The organism is Pseudoalteromonas sp. PPB1 (assembly GCF_015356275.1).
GTDB lineage: Bacteria > Pseudomonadota > Gammaproteobacteria > Enterobacterales > Alteromonadaceae > Pseudoalteromonas > Pseudoalteromonas rubra_D.
In genome coordinates this window covers 122,935-149,441 of sequence record NZ_JACEQV010000006.1, presented here as the reverse complement: position 1 = coordinate 149,441, position 26,507 = coordinate 122,935, and the positions used below count along the sequence as shown (strand labels likewise).

At 44.4% G+C, this 26,507-nt stretch carries 26 protein-coding genes; 5 read left to right on the top strand and 21 right to left on the bottom strand.

From position 1 onward, the window contains the following. Positions 1-11 precede the first annotated feature (11 nt). The 5 genes from IY568_RS08245 to IY568_RS08225 are packed head-to-tail and all read right to left on the bottom strand — an operon-like array spanning position 12 to position 5,534. Positions 12-1,349 carry a Na+/H+ antiporter family protein gene (locus tag IY568_RS08245; protein WP_194867274.1) on the bottom strand — a complete coding sequence of 446 codons (1,338 nt, stop codon included), beginning with the start codon at positions 1,347-1,349 and terminating at the stop codon, positions 12-14. 4 nt (positions 1,350-1,353) lie between these two features. Beyond that, positions 1,354-3,264 (bottom strand): transglutaminaseTgpA domain-containing protein, encoded by a 1,911-nt coding sequence (locus IY568_RS08240; RefSeq protein ID WP_194867273.1) that lies wholly within the window; start codon positions 3,262-3,264, stop codon positions 1,354-1,356. A gap of 25 nt (positions 3,265-3,289) precedes the next feature. Next, positions 3,290-4,240, bottom strand: a complete 951-nt coding sequence (locus IY568_RS08235; RefSeq protein WP_194867272.1) for a DUF58 domain-containing protein — start codon at positions 4,238-4,240, stop codon at positions 3,290-3,292. Between the two features lie 2 nt (positions 4,241-4,242). Next, on the bottom strand, positions 4,243-5,154 hold the full coding sequence (locus IY568_RS08230; RefSeq protein ID WP_138538245.1) for an AAA family ATPase: 912 nt from the start codon (positions 5,152-5,154) through the stop codon (positions 4,243-4,245). Beyond that, positions 5,151-5,534 carry a response regulator gene (locus IY568_RS08225; protein WP_010384695.1) on the bottom strand — a complete coding sequence of 128 codons (384 nt, stop codon included), beginning with the start codon at positions 5,532-5,534 and terminating at the stop codon, positions 5,151-5,153. Before IY568_RS08225 ends, IY568_RS08230 begins: the two co-directional genes overlap by 4 nt. A gap of 488 nt (positions 5,535-6,022) precedes the next feature. On the opposite strand from IY568_RS08225, the gene IY568_RS08220 reads away from it, so the two are divergent. Next, positions 6,023-6,931, top strand: a complete 909-nt coding sequence (locus tag IY568_RS08220) for a substrate-binding periplasmic protein (protein WP_194867271.1) — start codon at positions 6,023-6,025, stop codon at positions 6,929-6,931. A 193-nt stretch (positions 6,932-7,124) separates the two neighbouring features. Here IY568_RS08220 and IY568_RS08215 read toward each other — a convergent pair whose 3' ends face one another. The 7 genes from IY568_RS08215 to ggt form a co-directional block, all read right to left on the bottom strand. Next, entirely contained in the window at positions 7,125-7,697 is a 573-nt protein-coding gene (locus IY568_RS08215; protein ID WP_125559529.1) for a tRNA-(ms[2]io[6]A)-hydroxylase, read from the bottom strand. A 117-nt stretch (positions 7,698-7,814) separates the two neighbouring features. Further along, positions 7,815-8,456, bottom strand: coding sequence for a sulfotransferase (locus IY568_RS08210; RefSeq protein WP_194867270.1), 642 nt, complete (start codon positions 8,454-8,456; stop codon positions 7,815-7,817). After that, entirely contained in the window at positions 8,456-8,830 is a 375-nt protein-coding gene (locus IY568_RS08205) for an MAPEG family protein (protein WP_138538243.1), read from the bottom strand. The genes IY568_RS08210 and IY568_RS08205 overlap by 1 nt, the downstream gene beginning before the upstream one ends. 48 nt (positions 8,831-8,878) lie before the next feature. Further along, positions 8,879-9,577: an SIMPL domain-containing protein gene (locus tag IY568_RS08200; RefSeq protein ID WP_194867269.1), complete on the bottom strand. Its 699-nt coding sequence runs from the start codon at positions 9,575-9,577 to the stop codon at positions 8,879-8,881. An 83-nt stretch (positions 9,578-9,660) separates the two neighbouring features. Beyond that, the gene (locus tag IY568_RS08195; protein ID WP_125559537.1) at positions 9,661-10,476 is read right to left on the bottom strand and encodes an ABC transporter substrate-binding protein; all 816 of its coding nucleotides are present in this window, start codon (positions 10,474-10,476) and stop codon (positions 9,661-9,663) included. 194 nt (positions 10,477-10,670) lie between these two features. Beyond that, a complete protein-coding gene (locus IY568_RS08190; protein ID WP_125559539.1) occupies positions 10,671-12,365 on the bottom strand; it encodes an NAD-dependent malic enzyme in 1,695 nt (564 codons plus the stop codon). Positions 12,366-12,538: 173 nt separating this feature from the next. Next, positions 12,539-14,302, bottom strand: coding sequence for a gamma-glutamyltransferase (ggt, locus tag IY568_RS08185; protein ID WP_194867268.1), 1,764 nt, complete (start codon positions 14,300-14,302; stop codon positions 12,539-12,541). An 82-nt stretch (positions 14,303-14,384) separates the two neighbouring features. Here ggt and rrtA point away from each other — a divergent pair, with 82 nt between their 5' ends. Continuing rightward, on the top strand, positions 14,385-14,957 hold the full coding sequence (gene rrtA / locus IY568_RS08180) for a rhombosortase (protein WP_138538239.1): 573 nt from the start codon (positions 14,385-14,387) through the stop codon (positions 14,955-14,957). Between the two features lie 42 nt (positions 14,958-14,999). On the opposite strand, the gene IY568_RS08175 is transcribed toward rrtA, so the two are convergent. From IY568_RS08175 to IY568_RS08155, 5 genes are all read right to left on the bottom strand, one after another. Then, entirely contained in the window at positions 15,000-17,474 is a 2,475-nt protein-coding gene (locus IY568_RS08175; protein ID WP_194867267.1) for a S9 family peptidase, read from the bottom strand. A 324-nt stretch (positions 17,475-17,798) separates the two neighbouring features. Then, positions 17,799-18,740 carry a YeiH family protein gene (locus tag IY568_RS08170; protein WP_138538237.1) on the bottom strand — a complete coding sequence of 314 codons (942 nt, stop codon included), beginning with the start codon at positions 18,738-18,740 and terminating at the stop codon, positions 17,799-17,801. Between the two features lie 69 nt (positions 18,741-18,809). Further along, positions 18,810-19,958 (bottom strand): 5-(carboxyamino)imidazole ribonucleotide synthase, encoded by a 1,149-nt coding sequence (locus IY568_RS08165; protein WP_194867266.1) that lies wholly within the window; start codon positions 19,956-19,958, stop codon positions 18,810-18,812. Positions 19,959-19,960: 2 nt separating this feature from the next. Then, the gene (gene purE / locus IY568_RS08160; RefSeq protein ID WP_194867265.1) at positions 19,961-20,443 is read right to left on the bottom strand and encodes a 5-(carboxyamino)imidazole ribonucleotide mutase; all 483 of its coding nucleotides are present in this window, start codon (positions 20,441-20,443) and stop codon (positions 19,961-19,963) included. A 129-nt stretch (positions 20,444-20,572) separates the two neighbouring features. Next, positions 20,573-20,773, bottom strand: coding sequence for a hypothetical protein (locus tag IY568_RS08155; RefSeq protein WP_138538235.1), 201 nt, complete (start codon positions 20,771-20,773; stop codon positions 20,573-20,575). A 238-nt stretch (positions 20,774-21,011) separates the two neighbouring features. Between IY568_RS08155 and IY568_RS08150 the strand changes: the two genes are divergently transcribed. Further along, a complete protein-coding gene (locus IY568_RS08150) occupies positions 21,012-21,533 on the top strand; it encodes a TetR/AcrR family transcriptional regulator (protein ID WP_125559555.1) in 522 nt (173 codons plus the stop codon). A 71-nt stretch (positions 21,534-21,604) separates the two neighbouring features. On the opposite strand, the gene IY568_RS08145 is transcribed toward IY568_RS08150, so the two are convergent. The 4 genes from IY568_RS08145 to IY568_RS08130 form a co-directional block, all read right to left on the bottom strand. Beyond that, positions 21,605-23,218 (bottom strand): PepSY-associated TM helix domain-containing protein, encoded by a 1,614-nt coding sequence (locus IY568_RS08145; protein WP_194867264.1) that lies wholly within the window; start codon positions 23,216-23,218, stop codon positions 21,605-21,607. Then, a complete protein-coding gene (locus IY568_RS08140; protein ID WP_125559559.1) occupies positions 23,215-23,526 on the bottom strand; it encodes a hypothetical protein in 312 nt (103 codons plus the stop codon). Before IY568_RS08140 ends, IY568_RS08145 begins: the two co-directional genes overlap by 4 nt. After that, positions 23,526-23,780, bottom strand: coding sequence for a hypothetical protein (locus IY568_RS08135; protein ID WP_138538233.1), 255 nt, complete (start codon positions 23,778-23,780; stop codon positions 23,526-23,528). The genes IY568_RS08140 and IY568_RS08135 overlap by 1 nt, the downstream gene beginning before the upstream one ends. Positions 23,781-23,883: 103 nt before the next feature. After that, positions 23,884-24,348, bottom strand: a complete 465-nt coding sequence (locus tag IY568_RS08130; RefSeq protein ID WP_323744735.1) for an HPP family protein — start codon at positions 24,346-24,348, stop codon at positions 23,884-23,886. A 101-nt stretch (positions 24,349-24,449) separates the two neighbouring features. Here IY568_RS08130 and IY568_RS08125 point away from each other — a divergent pair, with 101 nt between their 5' ends. Next, positions 24,450-25,016 (top strand): TetR/AcrR family transcriptional regulator, encoded by a 567-nt coding sequence (locus tag IY568_RS08125; protein ID WP_125559563.1) that lies wholly within the window; start codon positions 24,450-24,452, stop codon positions 25,014-25,016. Between the two features lie 76 nt (positions 25,017-25,092). Then, the gene (locus tag IY568_RS08120) at positions 25,093-26,400 is read left to right on the top strand and encodes an oligosaccharide flippase family protein (protein WP_194867263.1); all 1,308 of its coding nucleotides are present in this window, start codon (positions 25,093-25,095) and stop codon (positions 26,398-26,400) included. Positions 26,401-26,507 lie beyond the last annotated feature (107 nt).

Genomic DNA, 26,507 nt, shown 5'->3' with positions numbered 1-26,507 from the left:
TTTTTTCGGTTCTAAAGCACCATTGCAGCTATCCAGCCAAAGATTAACAGGGGAATGTTGAAATGAATAAATGTAGGCACCACTGAATCCCAAATATGATCATGTTGACCATCTGCATTCAAACCCGAAGTTGGGCCCAATGTAGAATCAGAAGCTGGTGACCCTGCGTCTCCTAATGCACCAGCCGTGCCAACGAGCGCAACCGTAGCCATTGCTGAAAACCCGACTTCCATAGATAAAGGAACGAACAGAGTCGCTATGATTGGCACCGTCGAAAAAGAACTACCGATGCCCATGGTAATCAACAAGCCTACCAGCAAGATCATAGCTGCTGCCAGCGGTTTATTCTCTCCAACAAACTCAGCACAGGCACTTACCAGACTAGCTACATCACCAGTTTCTTTCATAACAGAAGCAAAACCTTGTGCCGAGATCATAATAAAACCAATCATGGCCATCATGGCCACACCTTTACTGAAGACGTCTGAGCTTTGATCCCATTTAACAATTCCGAACAGGCTGAACATCATCACTCCAACAAGGCCACCCAATATCATTGAGCCACTGACGTTTTGTGCAAGAAGTGAACAAACAATCGCAAGGGTGCCTGCCACTATGACTTTACGTTTTTCAGCATCATTCAGCCGAGGTTTGTCAGTCAGCTCGTTTGCCTGAGACGACTCGTTGTAACTATAGTTGCGCTTTTTCCGGTAACTCACAAACACAGCAACAATCAGACCTGCCAGCATACCCAAAGCTGGAATAACCATTGCGTAAGGTACTTGTGTATTGACAATCTCAAGGCCGTTATCAACCAGGTTTTTATGCAAAATGGAGTATAAATAAATACCTCCGAAACCATATGGCAAGACCATGTAAGATGTTGCTAAACCGAAAGTTAAAATACATGCAATAGCACGGCGATCGATATTTAGCTGATTGAATATCACCAACAATGGAGGTATAAGAATTGGAATAAATGCAATGTGTACGGGAATGAGGTTTTGTGAGGCAACCGAGCAGCCCAAAATAATGACCATAATGAGCATGCTTAGCAACTGGCTTGAGTTTTGCTGATTACCATGAACCAGAGACAGTAATTTATCTGCCAGGATTTGGGTTAAGCCGGACTTAGATATCGCGACTGCAAAAGCGCCTAACATCGCATAGCTGAGCGCAATCTCTGCACCACCAGATAACCCGGAGTTAAATGCATTCAGCGTATCAGATAGACCTAAACCCGCACTTAAACCCGCAACCATAGCACTAATTGTCATTGCGACAATCACGTTCACTCTAAATAGTGTCAGGCCGAGCATCAGCAAAACACCAATAATAACAGCATTCATAATGTTATTTTTTCGCCTTTTTTATTATTAAACGGCCAAGCGCTTTCATCCTTGTAGCCTCTGCTTTGGTTAATTGCGCTTGGGAAAATCTTGATTTTATAAAATATTGGTTAAATTCTTCCAGCTCCCGAGACAAGCCAGGATACTGTGATTTCAAAGTCAAAAGCGCCTGTGAGGGCGTCAGTTTGTGTAACTCTTTTCCTGCTAATTTGCAAATAGCATGATGAAGCCTGACTGCCTCAGGTAATTTAACCAATTGCTTGCGTTGCAGGTACCAAAACCGAGCAACAAACATGGCTATTAGCAATAAAAATACACTAAGCGCTGGTAATACCCTGTGATACTGCCCAAATAAATCTCGCAATAATCTGGACTGTTTTTGATGATCAAAGTTTAGTACCCAACGAGTCCATTGATAATCAAGTTGTTCAATCTGAAGTCTGACCCAATTTACCAACGCCAGATTGGAATAAGTCATCAAACTCAGTCCAAGATTGTCCTTAAATTCATCTTCCAGCTCTGTTAATTCAGATAAAGACCCGATCAGCCTGTCCGGCGCTACCCAAGCGGTGGGATCCAAACGATACCAACCTTGCTGAGGGACATAATACTCAACCCAGGCATGCGCGTCATATTGATAAACACTGTAATATCCGCGCTCTTCATTATATTCTCCGCCAAGATACCCTGAAACAAGTCGGGCAGGGATGCCAGCTGCGCGTAACATAAAGGCAGCACTAGCAGCATAATGACCACAAAATCCTTCACGCGTCTCAGTTAAGAAGGTGTCAATACTATCTCGGTCACTTATCCTTGCGGGCTTAAGTGAGTAACGAAATCTATGTTCGATAAAATACTGTTTCATCTGCTCTATAAAGTCCGCAGTATTGTCAGTCGCGTTATCCCATCGTATTGCCATTGCCGTGGCCAGCGGATTGATTTCTTCAGGTAAAGCGGTATTGAGTCGGTACTGCCAGTTGACCATACCTGCCCCTGTAACATGAATAGGCGTCACCTGATATTCCATACTACTACTCAGGTGGTTTTGCATAAACAAAGTACCAAAGTGATTGGTATTCACACCCCGTGTAACTGACTTAGCCTGACCAAGGTTGTATAACCAGGTTTTTCCTGATGGCCTTGCGATGATTGTATAGCTTTCACCGACCGCACGATATGGTGCTTGCAAGGGAACGTCATGATGTGCTGAAATCCGCCAACGTTTACCGTCAAACTTGTCATGGACTAAGGTCCGCCAGTAAAAAGGCGGTTTCATCTGAGCGTTGTCAGGAAGAATTGCCCTGAATACCAATTCGTCTGAGCGAGATAACTCTGATATTTCAAACGGGTCTATGTCCTCAGAGAGCCCTGTTTGCGTTTTCTTCGCGCCGGGGAGCTGCCAAAACGGAGAAACTTTCGGCAGAAGCACAACCATGATTGCGGCCAGAGGGAGTGCTAATAACAGGTGCTTTGTCGCTTGTCTGATTGCGCTGCGTAATTCAATTTCATGTTCAATCCAGAGCATTTGCGCCAGATTGATCACCAGAAGTGCAAGCACGAATAGTAAAGACAGAACATTCTGAGAGAAGATAAAAAAGCAAGGATAAACAAAAAAGTTGAGCAGCTGCACTGACATGGCTTGTTTTTTTGTTTTTGCCTGTATGGTTTTTAGTGCACATGCCCCTAATAATAATGAAACGAACATTTCCACCAGATTAGAAAAACCGATTGCGACAAATACCACCAGAATAATGGTAAAAGCCAATAGATTTATCATCTTTTCGGATGGCCCTTTAACCAAGCTCTTGTAAATAGCGAGCTTAAACAGCACTATTAGCAACATGGCACAGGTAAACACCAGGCCAAAACTGTTGAAAAGCAAGGTACTGACTAAACCATAGAGCAGTGTTGTCATTAAGGTTTGGGAGCTTATGAGTTTGTCAGAAGTCACTCAATGCCTCCAGACACTTTTCCCTATGTTTATCTCCCCGATCAGCGTTTACCTGTGTGGCATTGTTCAACCGCAGGGCAAAAATATCGCCTTGTTTATCAGCCTCAAGCACCTGATAACACAGCTTCGACAGACGATTTTCCTTGTTGCCATCATGATCTGCATAATCAAAAGTATGCTGAGAATAATAGCTATCGCCACTGTATTGCTTCACCAAAAGCTGCTGACTCTTAGCAAAATGTCGCCAGGAAATGCGGCTTTTACTGATTCCAGGCCTAAAGCGCTCTAAGCCATCGAAGTTCTCATGACTTTGGGTGCTTTGATGCACGTATTGCCCTTGCCCGGACGTCTCTTCCTGTTCACTATATGTAAATTGGCATGGCAGTGGAGCAGGGTAGACACAAAATGTCTTGTCTGCATTTAAATAAGTCCAGACACGTACTAGCCCAAAAGGATAGCAACTCGATAGTTTGAGCCTACCGAGCTGGTAGCGCCCTCGTAATTCTGGGTGTAAAAACAAAGACACTACTTGATTACCTTGCTCATGATTACCACTACAATCACTAAAGTCGAAGTCCTGGCTGGTAATATCGAGTGAGTAGCAGTCATGTGGTGTATTGAGCTTTATCAATACTTCTACTGGTTTAGAAGCATAGTTGTTCTTAATATCCAGTAACTGAAGTGTCAGACCATGCAAATTAAGGTAGCCGTATATCAATGCCAAAACCAAAATAAGCAGCATGACATAAGCGACCCCAAGGATCAGGTTATTCTGGTAGTTACTACCTAAAATAAAGTTCAGGATCACCATACACAAAAAAAATGCGCCCTGTTTGGAAGGAACAATATAGATATTATGGTGTGAGAGGGTTAGCTGCGCAGCACTATGCTTGCGCTTGATCATGTCAGCCAGCCAGGACTGCAACCAGTCACTGCCCATGATTACAATACAACCGCCACGTTATCAAAGATCCCTTTTACTACATCTTCTAGTTCGTTGGCGGAAATGTTCAGGCGATGCCCTGCAACGGCTGAAAACACGGCTTGTACATCATCAGGTAATGCGTAGTCACGCCCTTGAGTGAGTGCATAAGCACGTGTTGCAAGGCCTAATGCAATGCTCGCTCGTGGTGACAGGGGATCACTAAACTGGCCACTATAGCGCGTAAAATTCACCAGGTTAATGATATATTGTACTATCGAATCTGACAGATTAACGGTGACCACGGCCTGCTGCAGGGCCGCCAGTGCAGTTAAATCTAAGACGCATGACAGCTCGCTCAGGGATTGCCTTTGCAGATTATTGCCCAATATCAGGCTTTTCTCAGCATTCTCATCTGGGTAGCCCAGACTTATCCTCAGGAAAAAACGGTCTAGCTGAGACTCAGGCAAAGGATGTGTGCCTGACTGATGCAAGGGGTTTTGCGTGGCAATGACAAAAAATGGTTCCGGCAACGGGTGAGTCTTACCATCTACTGTCACCTGACGCTCTTCCATTGCCTCTAGCAAAGCGCTTTGCGTCTTGGGGCTGGCACGATTGATTTCGTCTGCCAGTAATACCTGACTAAAAATAGGCCCGGGGTGAAAGTCGAAACTCTGTTGCTGGGTATTAAAAACACTTGAACCGGTAATATCGGCGGGCAACAGATCACTGGTGAATTGAACACGCTGATAACTCAACCCAAGTACATTGGCAAGACCATGGGAGAGGGTGGTTTTACCCATTCCGGGTAAATCTTCAATGAGCAGATGCCCTTTACATAACAAACAAACAACAGCCAACCGGATCTGTTCTTCTTTGCCTAATATCAGCTCTGATAGCTGATCAATTATTGCTTCGGTGGTTTTATTCATGCAATCATTTCAAGTCTTTTCATTACTGAATCGACTTTTTTCGCGTTAAAGGGCTTAGCAATAAAACCTTTCGCACCCAATTCCCAGGTATTTTGCACATTTTCCAGGCTGTTATGCCCTGAACACATAATGACATGAACATTGGGGTAATTTTCATTGATGTACTCAAGGATTTGTGTGCCATCGGTATCGGGTAACTCTATATCCAGGAAAATAACATTAGGGGATTTTTCTGCCATCAATGGCATTGCAGATTTAAAGTCCTCTGATTCATAGACTTCTTCAAAACCCAGGTTTTCAAGAATATCTATCAGGTAACTGCGTACATCCTCAACGTCATCGATGATCAAAATTGGTTCTAGGGGTCTGACAAGTTCCATATTGTATTTACTTCTTTTGAACGACAAGGCTAATACTAAGACAAGCGCAATGTGAGCTCAATGGCAATTTATAAATTAACTGTAAATTCATCATAGCGATGAGCAGCGAGTAAATAGAAATCTTTACGCGTTACATAGAAGCACAGTGGACAGGCATAAGGCTAAATCATCAATTGTTCTATCAAAGTCCGAGAGTCATGATCTGAGCCCATCATAATTATCACAAGCTCGAGGCCAACGTTGCTGATTCTGTAGGTTGATGTCGGGTTTTGCCGAATAAGCGAACTTGAAAATATTGTCATGCTACAAACTGAAAATGTCCGATACCGTCTAGTATAGGACATTACTATATTTATTAAGCAATCTGAAGAGCGCTTGTGACTAGCACAATTAACATCCCATAATTTACGTTATGTTAAATAAGGTATTTAAACAACTCCTTCGAATCTGGACTAAGCTTAAATCAGTTTTACTATGAGCTTTCAGCAATGCTAATTGCCTTGTTTCTGTTATACAGTTTGATTACTAGCTACGCCTTTGCCTTTGATACAAACGGTAACCAGATCAGTGTAACCTATCGTGATTATAAAGGTACTCATATTGTTACGGGCCGAAAAATCGGTGACCATTCATTTCATTACAATATGAATGCCTCCAAGCAGATCCAGGTGACGACCCTGGAGTGGCAACCCTACATTGGTCAGAGCTTATGTAAGCAAGGCTGGGTTATGCAAGCTGTAATTGCTTTATTGCACAGTCAGAATTATGGTGCAACGGTTACCTTCTACCCCTGGGCACGCGCCGTAGCCTATGCGGAGAATGGCAAAGTAGATGTGCTTGTCCCAGAATACTATATCGAGCCGGAGGCACCATCGGATACTTTTCCAGGCACGCGGCGTTTGGATCATCTCGCGCTCACTGATCCATTTGGCTGGGGTCCCATTGCGCTTTATAAACGAAAGAACTACAACACTGACCACTTTACAAGCCTTGTAGCACTGACAGATGAACGAATTGGTGTTGTCCGGGGCTATCAGAATACCCCCGAGTTTGACCGTTTAATGGATGCTGGTAAATTTGACGTTATTGAGGCAGTTGATGACGCCCACAATATCAGGCTGCTAATGGCTGGGCGCGTGAACCTAATTATCGGAGACCCGGAAGTCATTAAGATGGAGCTCGAAGCATTGTCTCAAGAGCATAGCAATTCATCTCAGATGCAAAACTTAGTCATGGTTGAGCCCATATTACAAATGAACGGGCTGTTCTTTGCGGTGTCCAAGCGTAATAAACACGGAAAAATGCTACTGTATGAGCTTAACCAGGCTATCGCTGAGTTTAAACAACATGGCGTCCTGGATGAGATAAAATACAATACAGCCAAAAGCTGTAAATAGCATTTATGTTCAGTTTCGATATAAGAAAAACTAAAGCGCCCTGCTGTTCGTGCCTAATTTATTGACTCATTGTTCTTACGTGTCGTTAGCATACTCTATGTGTCAAAAAAAGGAGCAGAGTTGTCGCCCCTTTTATATTTCGCATTCAATTTAACATAACAGGAATTACCTGTTTTTAGGTCGCTATAACCTATTAATGCAATGCAGCGGTAAATGGAATGCTTTCGCAGATCTCGGATTCGGCAATCAGTATTTCTTCGAGACGAGCATCGATGATGGCCTTGTCAAAATATTCGTAACCAAGCTCAACAAACAGATTTTTATGCTTTTCCTCTGACTTAGCAATGGTCACGTAAAAGTCTTTTTCTTTGCCTTCAGGTAAGGCTTCTGCAACCAGAGAGAAACGCTCATGCCCCCTCGCCTCTATTACCGCAGCAACTAGCAGACGATCAATTAGAAACTCATCTGAACCCTGGCGAAATAAGGCTCGCATTTTTTTAATGTAAGGGTCGGCTTTGTCATTGCCTAACGTCACGCTGCGATCGGTCAATAACTTCAGAACCTGCTTAAAATGAATCATCTCTTCAATCGCAAGATCTGCCATCGCCTTTACCAGCTTTATTCGATCCGGATAATGACTCAACATTGACATCGCCATGCCCGAGGCTTTTTTCTCTGCGGCTGCGTGATCTTGCAAAAAAGTATCAAACTCAGCCATAACTTTATGGGTCCATTCAAATGGAGTATGGAATTTTAATTCAAACATATATTACTTGTTCAGTTACCTGTTTCGGGCATTTTACCCAAGTAGGGCATCGTATTACAACGCTGCCCTGAGCTAACTTTGATACACAAAGCTAGTATCGGAGATTATTTTAATCCACTATATAGTTGAGCTGTACAAAATACTATCTCTGTCTGCTTTGCCGTTTCTGGTTGACTCAATTTTTAGTGGATGAACAATTTGCTTCCAGGCAGTCACTTTACCGTGCTGATTAAGGTTCGGCATGCGAATATTGGTATTAGTGTGCACTCCGAGAAAGCCCGAGAGTTGTTGTAAGCTATCCGGCTGGGAAACATCTAATATTAAATGCTCTATCTGCTTCGCCTCTAGAAAGCTCAGTAATTCGTAGCGATGCTGATGATAAATATCAATAAGATACTTATCACATGAGATATTTTCAGCACTTAAGTTCTTAAAGGTATCAAAATAACAACGCTTAAGTGTGTCATTGAACCCCCCTTGCTGGGTCTCTAATCTGGGTAGCATACGGGTAAGCAATTGCCTGACAGAAGGTATCCAGCACGTCATTGCTCTTTCAAGATAAACAAAGCGGCTGTCTGGGTATATAACTGCGAGCTTTTTATAGTCGTTAAAGACGGGGGTATCTGCTATGACCTGCGCCTGATTTAGCGCATCACGGGTGTAGGCTGTATGTGCTGTTTTAAACCCAAGTTCGAGAAATGCAGCACAAACGCTGGTAGTGCCGGTTCTTGGCAAACCGGCAATAAAGACTTTTTTCATTAAACAAAATAACAATAGAGATTAATAATTGACAGTGCCAGCAGTGACAGAAAACTCAGTGCCATACTAATTACGCGCATCTTAAGCTTCACCTTGTTAAGCGCAATCGAGTGTAAAACCCGGCCAACTAAATAGGTGCCGCCTGTGACGTACAACCAAATTGCCTGCCCTCCCTGAAATTCCAGAGCAAATAACAAGATTAATAGTAATGGCGTATATTCCATGAAGTTGCCATGTGCACGGATCGCACGCTCTAGTTCAGGGTGACCGCCATCCCCGAGAGAAACTTGGTTCTTATGACGTAACCCTATGATATCAAAACTGAGTTTGATATAAAAAAGTGTAAATAATGCAGCAAAAAATCCTGTTATCATGACGCAGACCTACTTGTAAGTATTATAAGTAGGTCCAGTATAGGGAGTTTATTCAATAAAATATACCGCATATACCTCAGCAGATAACGTCGTATCACCGGTATTGTAAGCCTGGCTGACATCCATAGACTCAGCGGCCATCATTTTACCTCGGGCGTAAGGTTGTACCGGCACATTCATCGGTGAAAATGACACAGAATACAAACGGCCCAGATCAACATCAAAGTCATCGGCCAGCTCTCTGGCTGCGGCCTTGGCCTCTTCAATAGCTGATTTCTTAAGCTTTTTCATATATTCGGCTTTATCTTCAACAACAAATTCTGTGTTATTAAACTGGTTGATGCCGCTATCCACAAAAGCCTGAAGCAGGTTGGGATATTCAGCGAGATCTTTAAGCTTAACAGTCAGGCTGCGATTGACTCTAAAACCTTCGAATTCTTCTTCATTAGATTTGCGGTTGTAGCGTGTTTGACGATGAACATTGAGTTGTTGCGCATGGATATCCTTACTCTTAATACCGAAGTCTTTCGCTATCTGGATAGCCTTTGCCATGATTTGGTCAACATTTGACTTGGCGTCAGGCAACGACTTATGCTTTTCTGTTATCGCGACGCGAATGATGGCGGCATCAGGCTGCACTTCCATAGACGACATCCCTTTAACATACAAATGTGGGCCTTCTGGTAAACTGCCTGCGTTTGCACAGGCACTGATTGCGAATGCTGCGGCTGCTAAAAGTGAGCGCATGAACGCCTCCTTACTTTGATTCAACAAAATGTGTGGTTTATAAAACCACATGCTTTGCGCCAATTAAAGCACAAGTTTGTTAATCAATGCTGAATGTTATACGCTTTGTGTAAAGAGCGCAGAATAAAGGGTTCTTCCTGCGCAAAAAACAAGCCGGTGTGGGCTGAAATAATCGCTTGCTGTAAGTCTGGTCTTTCCAGCGCGGATTGTAAAAAGTCGACAGCGCGCTTACCCTCATTCGATTTCGCACAAGCGATATAACCAAAAATGGTCAGGCCAGCTTCTTCAATTGCATGAAAACTATAGCCGTTAAGAGCCTGAGCCGATGGGTGTTCATTAATAAACACAGAACTATATTCAATAATGCCATCCAGCTTGCCCTGACTTAACATAGTTCTCAGTCGAAAAGCACTTTGATTTCCTTGCGATAACCAAAAGGCCCGTCGGTTATCTAAAATAAAATTGTCGATATCCAGACCATAAGAGCGCCCCTCTGAGACACCTATATTAAGCCCCATTCTGACAATGGTGCCCAGTGACACTGTATCTGGAATGTTCGGTTGATCTTTTAGTATCAATCGGTTGGCAGGAAAAGACATCAGCGGATAAGGCGTAAACAATGCCATGGCTTCCCTTTCTGGCGTTTTTACTTTGTTATACAAACAGGCTTTAGGGTTACGCACCAACTCACGCCACTCTCTTTTTCGGCTGGCCGGCATGAAAGTCAGAATTAATTTACCCTCGAGTGTTTCTTCGAGTTTAAGCAAAAGCTGTGTAGCCAAATCGGCTGGGGCTTTATTTGAATCAGGGGAATAATCAGACACAATGTCTATGTGAATAGGCTCACTGCGTAACCCGAGAGAAAAAAACAACAGTGCTATCATGAAGGCATAGCGCATTTAGTTCACCTACATCGAACATCAATGCAAAGCCGGTTTTGCTGGGATCCTACTACAGAGCAAAATGGGGTCGGATTGCACAGACTTTCTATCAGTGCTCCATGCACAGCCCAACGCTATCTTTATAGCGCTTCATACTGATAATAAGTGTGGCGCAAAATTAGTAAATGCGCCACACCCTTTATTTTACTGGCTTAGACACTGCAACGTTTGTAGTTACGGTACTCAGGTAACCAGTAATTTTTCTCGATTGCGGCCCAGATAAGGTCTTCCGGCATTTCCAGCGCCACGCCCTCTTCCATTGCTTTTTTAGCCACAGCAAAAGCAATGCGTTTGCTCAATGGTTCGATCTCAACAAGTGAAGGGAGCAGACTGCCCTTACCTGTATTAGCCCAAGGAGAAGACTCAGCCAGCATCTCACTGGCAATCATCAGCATAGATTCTGTGATACGTGATGCTTTTGCAGCCAAAACACCCAAACCAATACCTGGGAAAATATAGCTGTTGTTACACTGTGGGATAGTGAATGTTTCACCATTAAACTCTACTGGCTCGAACGGACTACCAGTCGCCACTATCGCCTGGCCTTGGGTCCATTCAATCACGTCTTTTGGATGGGCTTCTACCTGACGAGACGGATTGCTCAGTGGGAAAATAATAGGACGTTCACACCCTGTGTGCATTGCCTTAATCACCTGTTCGGTGAACAACCCTGGCTGACCGGATACACCGATCAAAATGTCAGGTTGCGCACAATGCATAACATCCAGCAATGAGGCATATTCGCCACTGAAGTTCCATGCCTCAAGTGCTGATTTCGACTGAACCAAAGCTGCCTGGAAGTCACGTAACCCTTCCATGCCTTCCGTTAGCAGGCCATAACGGTCAACCATAAATATTTGACTACGTGCTTGTTCATCAGAAATACCTTCCGACACCATTTGCGCAATGATTTGCTCTGCAATACCACAACCAGCAGAGCCGGCACCGACAAAAACGACTTTTTGTTCAGACAGCTTAGTGCCTTTAACACGGCAAGCAGCTAACAATGAACCAACGGTAACAGAGGCTGTTCCCTGAATATCGTCGTTAAAACAACAGATCTCATCACGATAGCGGCTCAGTAAAGGCATTGCATTCGGTTGAGCAAAATCTTCGAACTGAAGCAAAACATTGGGCCAACGGCGTTTTACAGCTTTGATAAACAAATCGAGGAATTCGTCGTATTCTTCCTGAGAAATACGTTTATGGCGCGCTCCCATGTACATCGGGTCATTAAGTAGCTTTTCGTTATTTGTACCTACATCAAGCATGACTGGCAAAGTGTAAGCCGGGCTGATCCCACCACAAACGGTATAGAGCGCAAGCTTACCGATCGGGATCCCCATTCCACCAATCCCCTGATCTCCCAGGCCCAGAATGCGCTCACCGTCAGTTACAACTATGACTTTTACCTTATTTTTAGTTGCGTTGCGCAGGATATCATCGATTTGGTGTCGCTCTTCGTACGAAATAAATAACCCTCGAGAGCTACGATAAATGTCTGAAAACTTTTCACAAGCATCCCCTACAGTCGGGGTGTAAATGATGGGCATCATTTCTTCAAGGTGATCACGGACCAAACGGTAATATAAGGTTTCGTTGTTATCCTGGATGGCGCGCAGATAAATGTGCTTGTTAAGGTTGTCGCTGAAACTAGAAAACTGCTGGTAACAACGTTCCACCTGCTCTTCAATGGTTTCGAAGCGTGGCGGCACGAGACCTGTGAGGTTAAAGTTTTCTCGTTCGCGCTGACTAAATGCACTGCCCTTATTTAATAGCGGAGTTTCTAAAAGCGTTGGGCCAGAGTATGGAATGTAGAGATAATTGGGATCGGATTGTTTAGTCATATTTACAAGCTGTGACTCGTTAATTTAAGTACAAGGAATTATTATTGCGCAAATGCATTAAAATTCAATGAATTTTAAGCATGTCAGACCAATAAAAAACGGCTCTGATTAAACATGGTCAATGCGTAAACAGAGCCGTACATTATACGATAAATCCCAAATAATCGCCAAGGTTACTCGCTGGATTCTCCCATAGCCGCCCCTTCTCTGCGAGGATCAGCTCCCCCGATTAATTGATCATCAGTGACTTCTATGGCGTGAATACCAGAATTAAGGTCTCTGACGCGCACAACGTGTCCTTTTTCCTCTAAAATTGGCTTCAACTTTGTTACGTTAGTGCCTTTCTCAAGTGTTGTGTATCGGTTGCGATTGGTTACCCGGGGTAAGTCTATCGCCTGTTGCGCAGACAATCCCCAATCGAGTACGCCAATCACCGTTTGAGCGACGTAATTTATAATTCGACTGCCACCTGGAGAACCAACAACCAGTTTGAGCGAGCCATCTTTATTAAACACCATGACAGGCGACATCGAACTGCGTGGCCGTTTATTCGCTTCTACCCGATTAGCAACCCATAATTCTCCTACTTTCGGTGATAAAGAAAAATCTGTTAGTTGATTATTCAGCAGATAACCATTCACCATAACAGTTGAACCAAAAGCCATCTCAATCGATGAGGTCATTGAAACGGCATTCCCTTGAGCGTCAACGATGGACAAATGTGTGGTTGATGGCAGTTCGTAACTGTCATCCTGAGCATAAGCCAACGAGCCCATACTAGGATCGCCAATTGGGAAATCGTTATTGTCTTTGTCACCAATTAACGAGGCGCGTTGCTTAAGATAAGCTGGGTTTAACAAGCCTTGTGTTGGCACCTCAACAAAGTCAGGGTCTGCGATATAGTAGTTTCGGTCGACAAACGCCAATCGAGAGGCTTGTGTAAACAGATGAATGGCCTCCGGGTCGTTCGGTTTATACTGACTTAGCTTCTTACCCTCCAATAGCTTTAGGATCTGTAAAACAGCAATGCCACCGCTGCTGGGCGGTGCCATCGAACACACCCGGTAGCTGTGGTAGCTAGTACAAATCGGGGCTCGCTCCTTGCTGTGATAGTTTTTTAGATCCGTCAACGACAAGGTGCCCGGGGCAATTTCTGCTTTTTGCACAGCACGTACTATGTCATCGGCATTTTTACCTTCGTAGAAGCCTTTGAGGCCAAATTCAGCCACCTCCCGGTATAACTTTGCCAACTGGGGGTTACGTAACACAGTGCCTGCTTCAAGTGGTTTACCGTCAGGATAAAAATACTCTTTGGCGGGAGACAATTTAGTTAGCCCCGGGTTTAGTTCCTTCTTTAATAGCATGTGCAACCGAGGTGATACCTTAAAGCCATTTTCAGCCAACGCGATTGCCGGCTTGAACAAGTGACGCCACTTAAGTTTGCCATACTTGTCATGTGCTTGTTTTAAAGCATGCAAAATACCTGGGGTACCAACAGAGCGGCCACCCACAACGGCTTCAATCCATCGCACAGGTTTGCCTTCTTTGTCTAAGAATAGCGATGGGTTTGCCCCTTTCGGTGCCGTTTCTCGACCATCAAAAGTTGTCAAGTATTCATTTTCTTTATCATAGTGAAGAATAAATGCACCACCGCCGATACCCGAAGATTGAGGTTCTACCAACGTCAATACCAGCTGAGCTGCAATGGCGGCATCAATAGCACTACCACCTTGTTGCAACATTAACTGCCCTGCTTTACTGGCATGCGCATTGGCTGCAACAACCATATACTTTTTGGCGATTTTTTCTTTTTTAAGCTGCAGTCCAGTCGCAGCCTCGGGTTCTCTGACTTCTCTGGTGTTATTGTCTAATGCTGAACAAGTGAATGGCAATACGGCGCCAAGCGCCAGAGCGGCTAGTGATAGGCGATGTTTCATAGAGTCTGGAAATTCTTCTGATAGATGATTGGCATCATAAAAGTAAACAGGCACAATATGCAAAAAAATTCTAAGAAATATTATGTTTGATCTGCCATTAGCGCCCCGTTACGTCTTACCGCCAGCGATTTTGATTGCCTTTTGTACATTACTTATGTTGCCACCCGTTCAGGAGTTATTACTGTTTAACCGTGAGCTGATCGGCCAAGGTGAGTTGTGGCGGATCTGGACCAGTCAGTATGTTCACACCAATTGGATGCACTGGCTGCTGAATGTCATTGGTATCGTGTTTATCTGGGTATTACATGCAGAATACCGCACGCCCAAAACTTATATGATACATCTACTGTTACTCGGTCTTTGGACTGGAATTGGTATTTGGCTATTTTGTCCGGATATTCGTATTTATACTGGGCTAAGCGGACTGCTTCATGGTGTGATCGTCTGGGGAGCGATAAAAGACATCAAAATCGGTGAAAGAACTGGTATTCTGTTGTTTTTAGGTATTCTAGGTAAGCTTGCTTGGGAGCAGTACGCCGGGCCCAGCGCTGAAGTTGGAGAGCTCATTTCGTCACGCGTTGCCATTGAGTCACACCTGATTGGTGCTGTTGGTGGTATGGTGCTGGCTTTGCCTTTGCTATGGCAAAAAAAATAACACGATTGTGGCGCAGCTCGAATAAACTGCGCCACGCATTAATTATAAGTTTTCTTTAAACAACTTATAGATACGACGATATTCGTCCAGCCAGCTCGAAGGCTGCACAAAGCCATGCGGTTCTACCGGATAAATTGCCGTTTCATAGTTTTCTTTCTCCAGTTCAATCAATCTTTGTACCAACCGAACGACATCCTGGAAAAACACATTGTCATCAATCATGGGAGCATTGATCAACATAGGCTTGTTAAGGCCTTCAGCAAAATAAATCGGTGAGCTACGGCGATAAGCAATAGGATCATCCACCGGACGATTCAGAATATTAGACGTGTAAGGGTCATTATAGTAAGCCCAATCTGTGACCGGTCTAAGCGCTGCCCCAGCCTGGAATAATTCAGGCTGCGTGAACAAAGCCATAAAGGTCATAAATCCACCATACGATCCGCCATAGGTGCCGACTGCGCCCTTATCAACATTGACGTTCTCAACCATCCAGTTTACGCCATCAGCCAAATCTTCGATTTCTGGCTTACCCATATGACGATAGATAGCCGTACGCCAGTCTCGTCCGTATCCCTTTGATGCCCGGTAGTCCATGTCCATTACCACATACCCTTCGCTGGCAAGTAAAGAGTGAAACATAAACTCGCGGAAGTACACTGACCAGCCGAGGTGAGAGTTTTGCAAATACCCAGCGCCATGGTTGAAAATCACTGCTTTACGGGTATTGCCTTGTTCTCCTTCCTGATAATCTGCAGGATAGTAAACTTTCGCATAAATAGGTTGGTCGGTATGGCTAGATGGTACTGCAACGACTTTAGGTGCAATGAGTTTTTTACTTAAAAACGCCTCAGAGACTGTATTAGTAATTTGCTTTATTTCACTTCCAGGTTGAGCATCTGCAATAAACAACTCTGGAGGCATGACAATTTTTGAATGCGTCAACAAGAGTTTGCTCTCATCCGGACTCAATACATAATCTGTCATACCATCGAGATTGGTTAATGTTTCCAACTCACCAGATTGCAAATTTACACGGTATATTTCGTAAATACCTGGGTGCTTTTTATTCGCTTTAAAATAGATAGCAGCGTTGTCTTTAGTTAGCGTCAACTCTGAAACTTCGAACTTTCCTGATGTTAATTGGGTCGCTTTTCCATTTAGAGGCTTGGTGTACAAATGGCTGTAACCTGACTCTTCAGACAGATAGTACAGCGTGTTTTTGTTATTAAGCCAGCCAAAATCATTGTGTGTATAGTTCACCCAGGCTTCATCATACAAGCGATGCTGAGAGACAAGTTTATTGTTGCTAAAGTCAACCGTAGCAATCCAACGGTCTTTGTTGTCCCAGGACTCTAGCATCAATGCAACTTCATTTCCCTGCGTATTCCATTGAATGGCTGATTGCTCCCAACCCCAATCGAGCATCAATGAGATATGACGTGGGGCTTTTTTACTGCTATAGGTTTTACCTTGTACCTCAGCGTTTTCTCTCCTGACCTGTGCTAACACATCTTCATCAAAACCAGGTAATGTCTCGTATCCCAGTGATTGTTGCTGTTTAGTGTTTAGGTCAATATATACCAGTGTGTGTTCGACCGGTTTGTTGTCTGCGACACGACTACGAGCCTTAACCGGGTCGATATTACCATCCTGTGTCACATAGTTTGGCATGATATCCTGAGCACTTTGTTCGGGGATGTCTTTGGTAATGGCTACAATGAGTTTGTCACCTGCCGGAGACAAGCTGCTTTCTACGATGCGCTGGTCTTTGCCCAGGTAAAAGAGATTGTTATCTAAGGTGCTATTTTGATCTACTAACGCTTTTTTGCGGCTCTGTGCGTCTTTGGCATTCTTATGCTGTAGTGCCACGTAGCCGATTAATTGATGCTGCTCTTGTGCGATATAACTGGCTGGCTCAGTGACGCCCGGCGGCGCATCCTCGACTATCAATTTAGCCAGCTCTGTTGTCAGGCCAGTGGTAAGATCAATCGCATAAAACGTATTGTCCGCAAGATACGCTAGTTGCCCTGAGGTCAAAAACTGAAGTCGCTCGGCTTTTTGGCTTGATCTGGTTAGCTGTGTTACCTGGTTGCCGCTGATATCTTTAACGAACACATTTCCTGCAAATACATAAGCCTGAAGCTCACCGTCATGTGAATAAACAGCATTTTCCGAACCTACCTGATGTTTGTCAGATAAGGCAACCTGTTCAATTCCCTGTCCATCATACTTAAACGTGTCTCTTAGTTTGCTCCCTGATTGTTTTTGTTTAAACAAAACAGATTGGCTATCTGCACTCCAAAAACCGTCTTCAGGCTTTCTGCCGAGCCAATCTGGGTCTGCCATTGCCTGTTCAAGGGTAATTACATCAGAGCCTGTTGTTTCGGCAGTCGTAGCTACAGCTGCTGGAGGCGTATTTTGGGAAGCTTGATTGTTATTACTGTTTTGTGTGACCTGACAACCAGCCAAAAATAAAGCGGATGCCACGGCGAGAGAAGTAAGAGATTGTTTCATTTTATGAATTATCTAAATTTGCAATTGAAGCCTAATTTAAGCAAATGAAACCGGATAATTCGAACAATTTTAGATAAACAACCAGACAGAGCGTTTATTGCAAAAAAAAGGCCAGTAAAGCTACTGGCCAAATACTCTCTGCGCTCACATAGTCGTTGATGGACAACGAGTATGAAATGAGGCCTATCCACGCCTCATAAAAGTAGACCTGCGAGTGATAGAATAAGTTCCAAAAAAATTCATTTTTTTTATTTTTTTTGTAATACCTTGTTCTGCTGTGCGAATCGAACCATGTATTGATTCAATGAAGAGACCAGTTGCCTTTTACAGTGTAACCAGACCATCCAAAATCAGTAACAACATAACGCCACTGACGATAAACCAAAGTACAGATGCCATAGCAAAAGGACGCCAGCCACTTTGGCGTAACATTGCCATCGAAACACCGCTGCCTATCAGAAATAAGCTCGCAACCAATACTGACTTGGCACCACTATAAAGTACAGACCACACAGGCTGGTAATCTGGCAGCCAGGTGTTAATCATAGCCGCAGCAACAAAGCCGATGATGAACAAAGGAATACTGGCTTTTTCAGAAGAGCGCCAGAACACACCTGCCATAGCAGCATACGGCACAATCCACATCGCCCGGGTAAGTTTAATCGTAGTTGCCATCGTCAGAGCAACAGGCCCATACACCGAGGCCGCAGCAACAACACTGCTGGTGTCATGAATCGCCAGCGCACTCCATAAAGCAAACTGACTCTCCGAGAGCGAAAAATAATGTCCGAGCCAAGGAAAAACAAGCAAGCCAAGCGCATTTAAAGCGAAAATTACACTGAGTGAAATAGCGATTTCGTCCTGTCTGGCCTTGATCACCGGCGCCATTGCCGCAATCGCACTGCCACCACAAATTGCTGTGCCAAATGAGATCAAAGTCCCCGTGTTGCGATTAAGGCGAAACACTTGGGTGAGAATTTCACCCAGGCCTATCGTTGCCGTGATACTGACGATGGTTAACACCAGGGAGCTACGCCCAACGGCCAGTACTTCTTCGATATTGACGTTAAAACCCAATCCAATAACGGCCAGTTTTAATAACCATTTTGATGCGTTGTTGGATAAATCCGGTAAGGGGTTACCTAATACAAGTGCAAATCCAAGACCGATGAACAGTGCTGAAGACGCGCTGGCAAAAGGTGATAACGCGAATAAGAATGCTAATAAAAATAAAGCTTTATGGAAGCCTGGTCGTTCTAACAAAATATGTACGCTCGCACGCAGTCACCAGATGAAACTGCGTCGGGTAATCATAAACCCCGACGCGATTATGCCCTAGTTGAGAATTAGAGCATGGCTAGTCTCGGCTATACCAGGATAAGCCGCTTCAGGGAGTATCTCAGCCAGATCAGCAAGCCGCTCACCCAACTCGTGTAAGCTGTTCGCTGAGACGTTAATATGCCCCATTTTTCTTCCGGGTTTGGCCGTTTTACCATACCAATGGCTGGTCACACCGAGCGTCTGCAATACGTTAGTTGGAATGTTTTCCTGTCCCAATACATTGATCATGGCAGTAGGCCTGATAAGACTGGTATCACCAATGGGCAATCCAGCGATAGCGCGAATATGGTTTTCAAATTGGCTAACGTGACACCCTTGTTGTGTCCAGTGACCTGAATTGTGCACACGTGGTGCAATTTCATTAACCAATAACGTGCCATCAACATCAAAAAACTCAATTGCCAGCACGCCAACATAATCAAGTTCGCTGGCTACCGCTGAGAATGCCGATTCAGCCTGAGCTTGAATTGCAGACTTCTCTTTTCCTGCGATAGATAATGTTAGCACGCCATTAGTGTGCTGATTTTCTGTCAACGGATAGATACGACATTGGCCATTACGATCTCGCACACCAATAATTGACACTTCACGGTCGAATGGGATCATTTGCTCTGCAATAATGGCATGAGGAACCGCTTCGGTACCGGCAGCCAAAAACTCAGACATTTCCTGCCAGATAGCCTCAATTTCATCGTCATGCTTCACGCGCCATTGACCCTTGCCGTCATAGCCGGCCTGGCATGTTTTAACGACAAGCGGCTTACCCAGTTTTTCAACTGCAGCCAGAAAATGTGATTTTTCGGTGATCAATGCATATGGAGCACAGGCCACCTGCGCTTTTTCTAGCAAGGCTTTTTCTTTAGCCCGATCACCACCGGTCAAAATGGCTTCAGCTCCTGGATAAAACTTGCCCGTTTGCTGGCATACCGCCAAAACGTCCGCCGGAATATGTTCAAACTCTGCGGTAATAGCATCGACGTCCGCTATCGCTTGGTCAAGTGTTGCACTGTGCGCTTCAAACGTTACCGGGTTAATGATTTGCTGAGTAGAAACATCGTATGCAGAAACCTGAATATCTAAGTGAGTGGCAGACAAGCTCATCATACGAGCTAACTGGCCTGCACCTAAAACTAATACTTTCATTACTACTCTGCTGGGTTAGGGTTAGCCAGAACGGTTTCAGTTTGTGCCTTACGGAACGCTTCTACCTTGTCGAAAATCTCTGGTTGTTGACAACCCAATATCTGCGCAGCGAGCAAGCCAGCATTTGCCGCGCCAGCATCACCGATAGCAAGCGTGCCAACAGCTACGCCTTTAGGCATTTGGCAGATAGACAACAATGAATCAACACCATTAAGCGTTTTAGATTTCACAGGCACACCTAGTACTGGCAGGCTGGTAAATGCGGCAGCCATTCCAGGCAAATGTGCAGCTCCACCGGCGCCAGCAATAATAACTTTAATGCCTCGATCTGCCGCTGAGGAAGCATAGTCAGCTAACAACTGTGGTGTACGGTGCGCAGAAACAACTTTTGTTTCGTATTCAATACCGAACTTATCCAGCATATCTGCTGCATGTTGCATTGTAGGCCAATCGGACTTGGAGCCCATAATGATGCCAACCGTCATAATTATTCCTCAGTTTAAATTGAACGATTTAGACGCAGTTTTTTGGGGTATGCGCCAACTTCAAGCGTATTATACCCAAGTGGCGCAGCAAAGCGAATCGACATTTCCATACTAAATAGATTTGCCAGGCTAACCCTCTCGCACTTCAATTTTAGGTTGTCCAGCTCGCGCTTGGCGCCAATGGTAGATAAATCCGTCAGGACCTAAAATTAAAAATAATAAAGCTAATCCACCAGGCACCAGCACAGCTTTGAGCACTGGGCCAAGTACATAGCTGTAAAACACGATAAACGGGATAAACAAAACATAACCAATAATCCGCTGCAACATAAAACCTCCTTCATAATTATTGAGCGCGCTCACATTTTTAATTGAGCGCACTCAATTGTCAATATGTAACGGTCTGACTGTGCTGCTGTCTCACAATATGAAACAGCTCTGTCGTGCCAAAGTGAATCAATTCAAAACTTCTGAGGTAACGTCTAAGGTGCTGATTAATATCTGGTAGTTTATGTATGGGTGGCCAATTTTCATGGTATAATGACGAAAAAAATGGTGTCGAACTGCAATGAAGAAAAGTGAAAAAACAAAACAGCAAATCCTGGATGAAAGCTGGCAACTGTTTATTGCACATGGCTATCAGGAGACCTCCACCCGTCAAATAGCCAAAGCTGCGGGTATTGCCGTGGGAACTGTTTTTAGCCACTTCCCGAGTAAAGTGGATATTCTGAAAACTGCAATGCATCAGCGTATCGATGCAGTTATCGAAAATGCCATCAACACGGATCAACATCACTCTGCCAGGCTGAAGTTACGCCACTATGCCAGCCACCTGTTCGCTTTTTATTTGCAGCATCGTGAATTCAGTCAGGCACTACTTACTGATTTGCTTTGGCATCAAGCCTACTTTGCCGATCAGATATCGGCCTTTAAGGCGCTCCTTTTTGCGGAGCAAGAGTACGATGAAATAAAAGCGACAGTCATGATGGACTGTTACTTTATGACACTGATCCAGGGTTTGTCTGACCCTGCTTCTTGTGAAGATAGTATGCTAAGGATTCTTACCAATAAGCTGACTTTGCTTTATTGAATTTTATGTATGATGTGTTCCTAACTTAAGATATATTAAAGGCAGAGCAAACCATGCCCTGCCTTTATCAGTTAACTGTGTTTCACTGTCAGTTCAGGCGCATTAGCACTACTTTTTGGCTGATACCAGATACTACCGGGCTCATTATTTGCGGCTCTGCGTTCAACATATTCAGACATATACCAAAATACACTCCCAAACAAAAATGCAATGCACTCTACCATCAAAGTGCCCAGATCATTTGGCGTCCAAAGATTCAACGCAGGTACAATTGCAGCGAGTACTGAAGTTATGGGTATCAAAACACACAGAAGAGCCAAGCCTTTCAGACCGTTAGTCGCCGTTTTGGCAGGACCATAAACAAACGCACTTACCAGCACACATGCAAAACATGCATAATAAACAAACATATAGGCCTGATTAATATTCACCGGAGCCAGTGTCAGCCACTTGTTGCTAGCAAATACGGCCGCGATACCAATTATAGCTCCCAGGCTCACGCCTAGGGTAAGTGCTCCCATAACACGATAAGAGCGTCGCTGTACCGTGCCCTTTTGACGTCTTTTCTCTAACCAGAGAATATTGCCTGAGTAGAATAAACAGGCGCCTGCCAATCCCATGAAAAAATACGCCCAACGTACGAGGTCACCACCATAGCTACCAAAATGCAAACCAAAGAAACTTGATACAAGCCTTGCCCAGATAGTTTGCTGTGAGTTCGCAACGCTGGAAGACACCACATTAAGTGTATAAGGATTAATAAAGATAAAGTCGTGTAATGCCCCTCTGGCTATTTCTGCTTCATTAACCACATCAATCGTCGCAAAAGCGGTTGGCTTATTAAGATTGTTAAGTTTTATCTGTACGACCCGATAACCAGGAGCATGAGATTCTGCTGCTGCAATCAACTCGCTCACCTTAGGTAGGTCAGCGATGTTACGCTCAATTTGTGAGGGGGCATTGCGAGGAAAAAGAGGCTTATCGCCATACAATTGAGCAAGTCCACCGTACAGCACATCATGAAATGCAAACACGCACACCGTAAACGCAATCACAACATGAAAAGGTAAACTCGCAATACCCAGCAAATTATGACCATCCAGCCAGAATCGCTTTCGCTCTCCCTGGTTTCGAACGGCCAGGAATCGTTTTACCAGAGTAGGCAATAGAAAGATGACGCCCGACACCAGTGCAAGGAAGTACAAACCCGCAGCAACCCCCATTACGAAGACGCCTGCCTGAGTATGGCCAATCTCCCCCCCGATGCCGGCAGTTCGATGCAACATATCCAGTAGTGCAGATAAAGTATTAACGGGCACCAGTTCAGTGATCAGCTGGTTATTCTCATCCAAGGTGCCATGCCAGCGAATATCATCCAGCCGCAATCCCCGTGTCGACCCCTGCTCATACCAGCTCACTGGCGACATAGCCTCATCAAAATGCAGACTCACACTGTTGCTCGCTTTTGGGTGTGTTTGTAAAACCGTATCCAATAGCACATCGTAACGTTCAGGCTCGATTGCAGTCATCTGGTGTTTTGTTGGCGTCGCCCAGCGGTCAATCTCGGGCGCAAACATCACCAAAGCGCCAGCAAAGAAGCCGATAAACAGCAGTAAACTAGAAGTGATCCCCGTCCAGGTGTGTAAACTCTGATAGGCTCTCAGAATATCCGCTCTTACCTTCATGACACTCCCCTTAATATCGCTAATACGGCAAAGCACGCGGCACTGACTGACAACAGGTAAAACCAAGCCCGAGCACCACTTCTGAACATGTAAGTAAAACTCAGGGCCAGCAACCAAATAGGTACACTCAGCCACATGTTAAACTGAGTTCTCCACAGTAACTCTGTGTCGCTAATGGAAGACGCCAGCCCAGACGGACCAAACCAGGCAAACAGTCCAACAATGGAGAAACTTAATAATCCGCCACCAATGATTCCGGCAAGCGTTTTACTCAACCAATCAGGCTGTATCGGTGTATAGTTTTTCATTATTTATCTCTCACCATCAAAACCAAAAACGGGATAAACATAAGTGACAGCATAATTACCATTAAAGAGATAAACAGGCTTACAGATAAACTCATACCGCTATAAAAACCAATCAATGCGGCTGAAAATAAAAAGTAAGCCAGAATACGCCAGCGACTGCTAATCTGTTTTTTTAACCAGCGCTGATTCTTGTTGCTAAGATAAATAACTGAGGCCCCTGCGATGAGCGCAAAGACCAATATAGAAGTAAGCACTTTTCACTCCCTGTCATAACGTGAAGACCATCCTGTCCATTATACACAAACGGTATTGATAATCACTACCATTTACTTTATTGATAAATTCAATTGTGACCGCTTATTTTTTTAAAGTTAATTTGGGCCAACGTGTTTTCAACAAATGATAACTGCGGCCGAGTATGACCAAGCTAACGGCGCCAGTTAACACTGGAAATAGCAAAAATGTCCAGCCCTGTCCGCTCATCATAATAAATAGCGGGTTTGCACCAGCTGGCGGATGCACGGTTTTAGTTAGGACCATAAGCGCTACAGCCAGGCCTGTTGCCAGACCCAAAGTAAACGGATTAACAGGTAAACAGAAGACAAATACAACCCCGATCAAGGCAGTCAGACTATGACCGGCAATCACATTACGCGCCTTAGCAAGCGGGCTGTCAGGCACAGCAAAAATAAGCACACAAGAAGCGCCAAAAGCAGCCATCAGAAGCCAATACCCCTGATCATTACGCCCGAGCAATGCGAGCACCATAATAGCCAACATAGAGCCTAATCCAGCTGATAAAGATACAGTCCAATTGAGCACACTCTCCTCCTTAATTTAAGTAGACAAATCGTTCTACATCATCAATGTAGACAAGTTTGTCTACCCATGTCAAGATAGGCTCAAACGTAAGGAGGCACGATATGTCAGACAAGCGAGCGTTACTACTCAACAGCGCATTAGAGTTGTTTTACCAAAAAGGCACAAGTTCGGTTGGGATCAACGAGATCATTACCTATAGCGGGATTGCAAAAAAAACCCTCTATCATCACTTCAGTTCAAAAGACGATTTGATCCTTGCAGCTTTAGCACTTCGCGATCAGAAATATTTGCAGTGGCTCGAAGCAAAACTGACTGATGCCCAAAATAATGAAGAGCTGGTCAAGCAACTTTTCTACGCGCTCAATGACTGGTTTAATGATCGTGTTGCTGAACTTGGCGGCTTCCGGGGTTGCTTTTTTATTAATACAGCCAGTGAGTCTGTAACACTAGACCGGCAAATTCAGGACCGCTGTGCCAGTCATAAAGTTGCGGTCAGACAGCTCATCACTAATAGCCTGCCCCAACCTAACGATCGGCTCGTCGACGCGCTGTGTTTACTAAAAGAAGGTGCCACGGTATCTGCGTTTGTACAAGGTGATAAACAAGCCGCTTTGCGCTGCATAGATATCGCTCTGGCATATGACACACAAGCGCCTTTTCCGGTGTAATGCCGTGAAATTTAACCAGACAACTCGTTAATCTATAATTGCGTAAGTCCCTTTGTATTCAATGACGGCCTGAACAGTGCAGCAAGAAAAATACCTAAAACAGGGTGCCCTGACACTTTGTGCATCCGTTATTATCGGTTTTTTGGCTGATTATACCTTTAATCTAAGCTTGAGCCGCACGCTAAGCGCACACGAATATGGCGATTATAAAGTTGCTTATGCCTATGCCACTATCTGCGGTGTTTTGGTTCTGCTTGGCGGTGATCGCGTCGCCCCTAAGTTCTTAGCTAACCCACTGGCCAAAAAAGCATCGAGTGAAGTGGGTGGGTTCGTCATCTTCTTCTGCAAAATTGCTGCCTGTATTTCTGTACTGCTCTTTTTATTCGCCTATTTGAGTGGCTATCTTCATTTAGGGAGTTGGTCGCCAGATGAACATCATGCGCTACTTTGGATTTCGGCGGCAATTCCCCTTATAGCGGCAGGTGCAATATTGAGTCGCGTGCTACAAAGCGCAAAGTTACTGACCTACGCCAACTTGCCATGGCGCATCGTGCTGCCCCTCGGGAAAACACTGGCAATCTTGGTATTAGCCTCTTTGTTAAACCAAGTTCGGCTTTGGCAGGTAATCGTTGCTGGCATCGCCATCTTGGCGCTTATCACGACATGGCAGCTATTCATCCTCTATCGAAAAAACCTCATTACATTGACCCACACTGTGCCAATTCGCAACCAGTCACAACTTTTGACAACCTCTATCCCAATGATGCTGGCCATGTTGGTTACCATTGCCATATCCCAGCTAGATTTATATATGCTTGAATTATTGGCACTGGAGCATGAAGTTGGACATTATGCGGGTGCTGTTACGACTTCGCATATGATCCCAGTTGCACAAGTGAGTGTGATCGCGCTTTTCGTCCCCCTATTGGGTCAAGCCTTGGAAAAAGGTGAAGAACACGCCGAACGCGTGTTATGGCAAGGTCAAAAGGTTATGTTTATCATTATTTTAGTACTAACTGTTGGACTATTGATATCAGGCGCACATTTATTGCAGCTATTCGGGAGAGATTTTTTTACCGCCCATGACGCATTAAAATATCTAATTTTGGGATCATGCTTTTGGGCGATGACAGCGTTTATTTCAACCTGGCTACAATACACGGGTAAAGGAAAATACGTGGTAGTCATCGGCCTGTTAACACTTGTTACGGATGCAGTACTAAATTGGCTGCTTATTCCAACACATGGAATTACTGGGGCGGCAATTGCAACTTGCATTGCGCTCTGTGTAGCCTCATTACTGACCTGGAGTACGTTCATGCTATGCAGAAAACCACCCTATTCCAATGCGACTATTCGGTCGGCCCAGTCAGGTCATCGCTAATTTAACGGCTGTCATCGATTATTTATTAAAATAATTGACACAATCTGTACCCTTTTGTAATTTTAACTTACCTGCTAGTTTGCAGACTGGATCAAATAAAAATAATA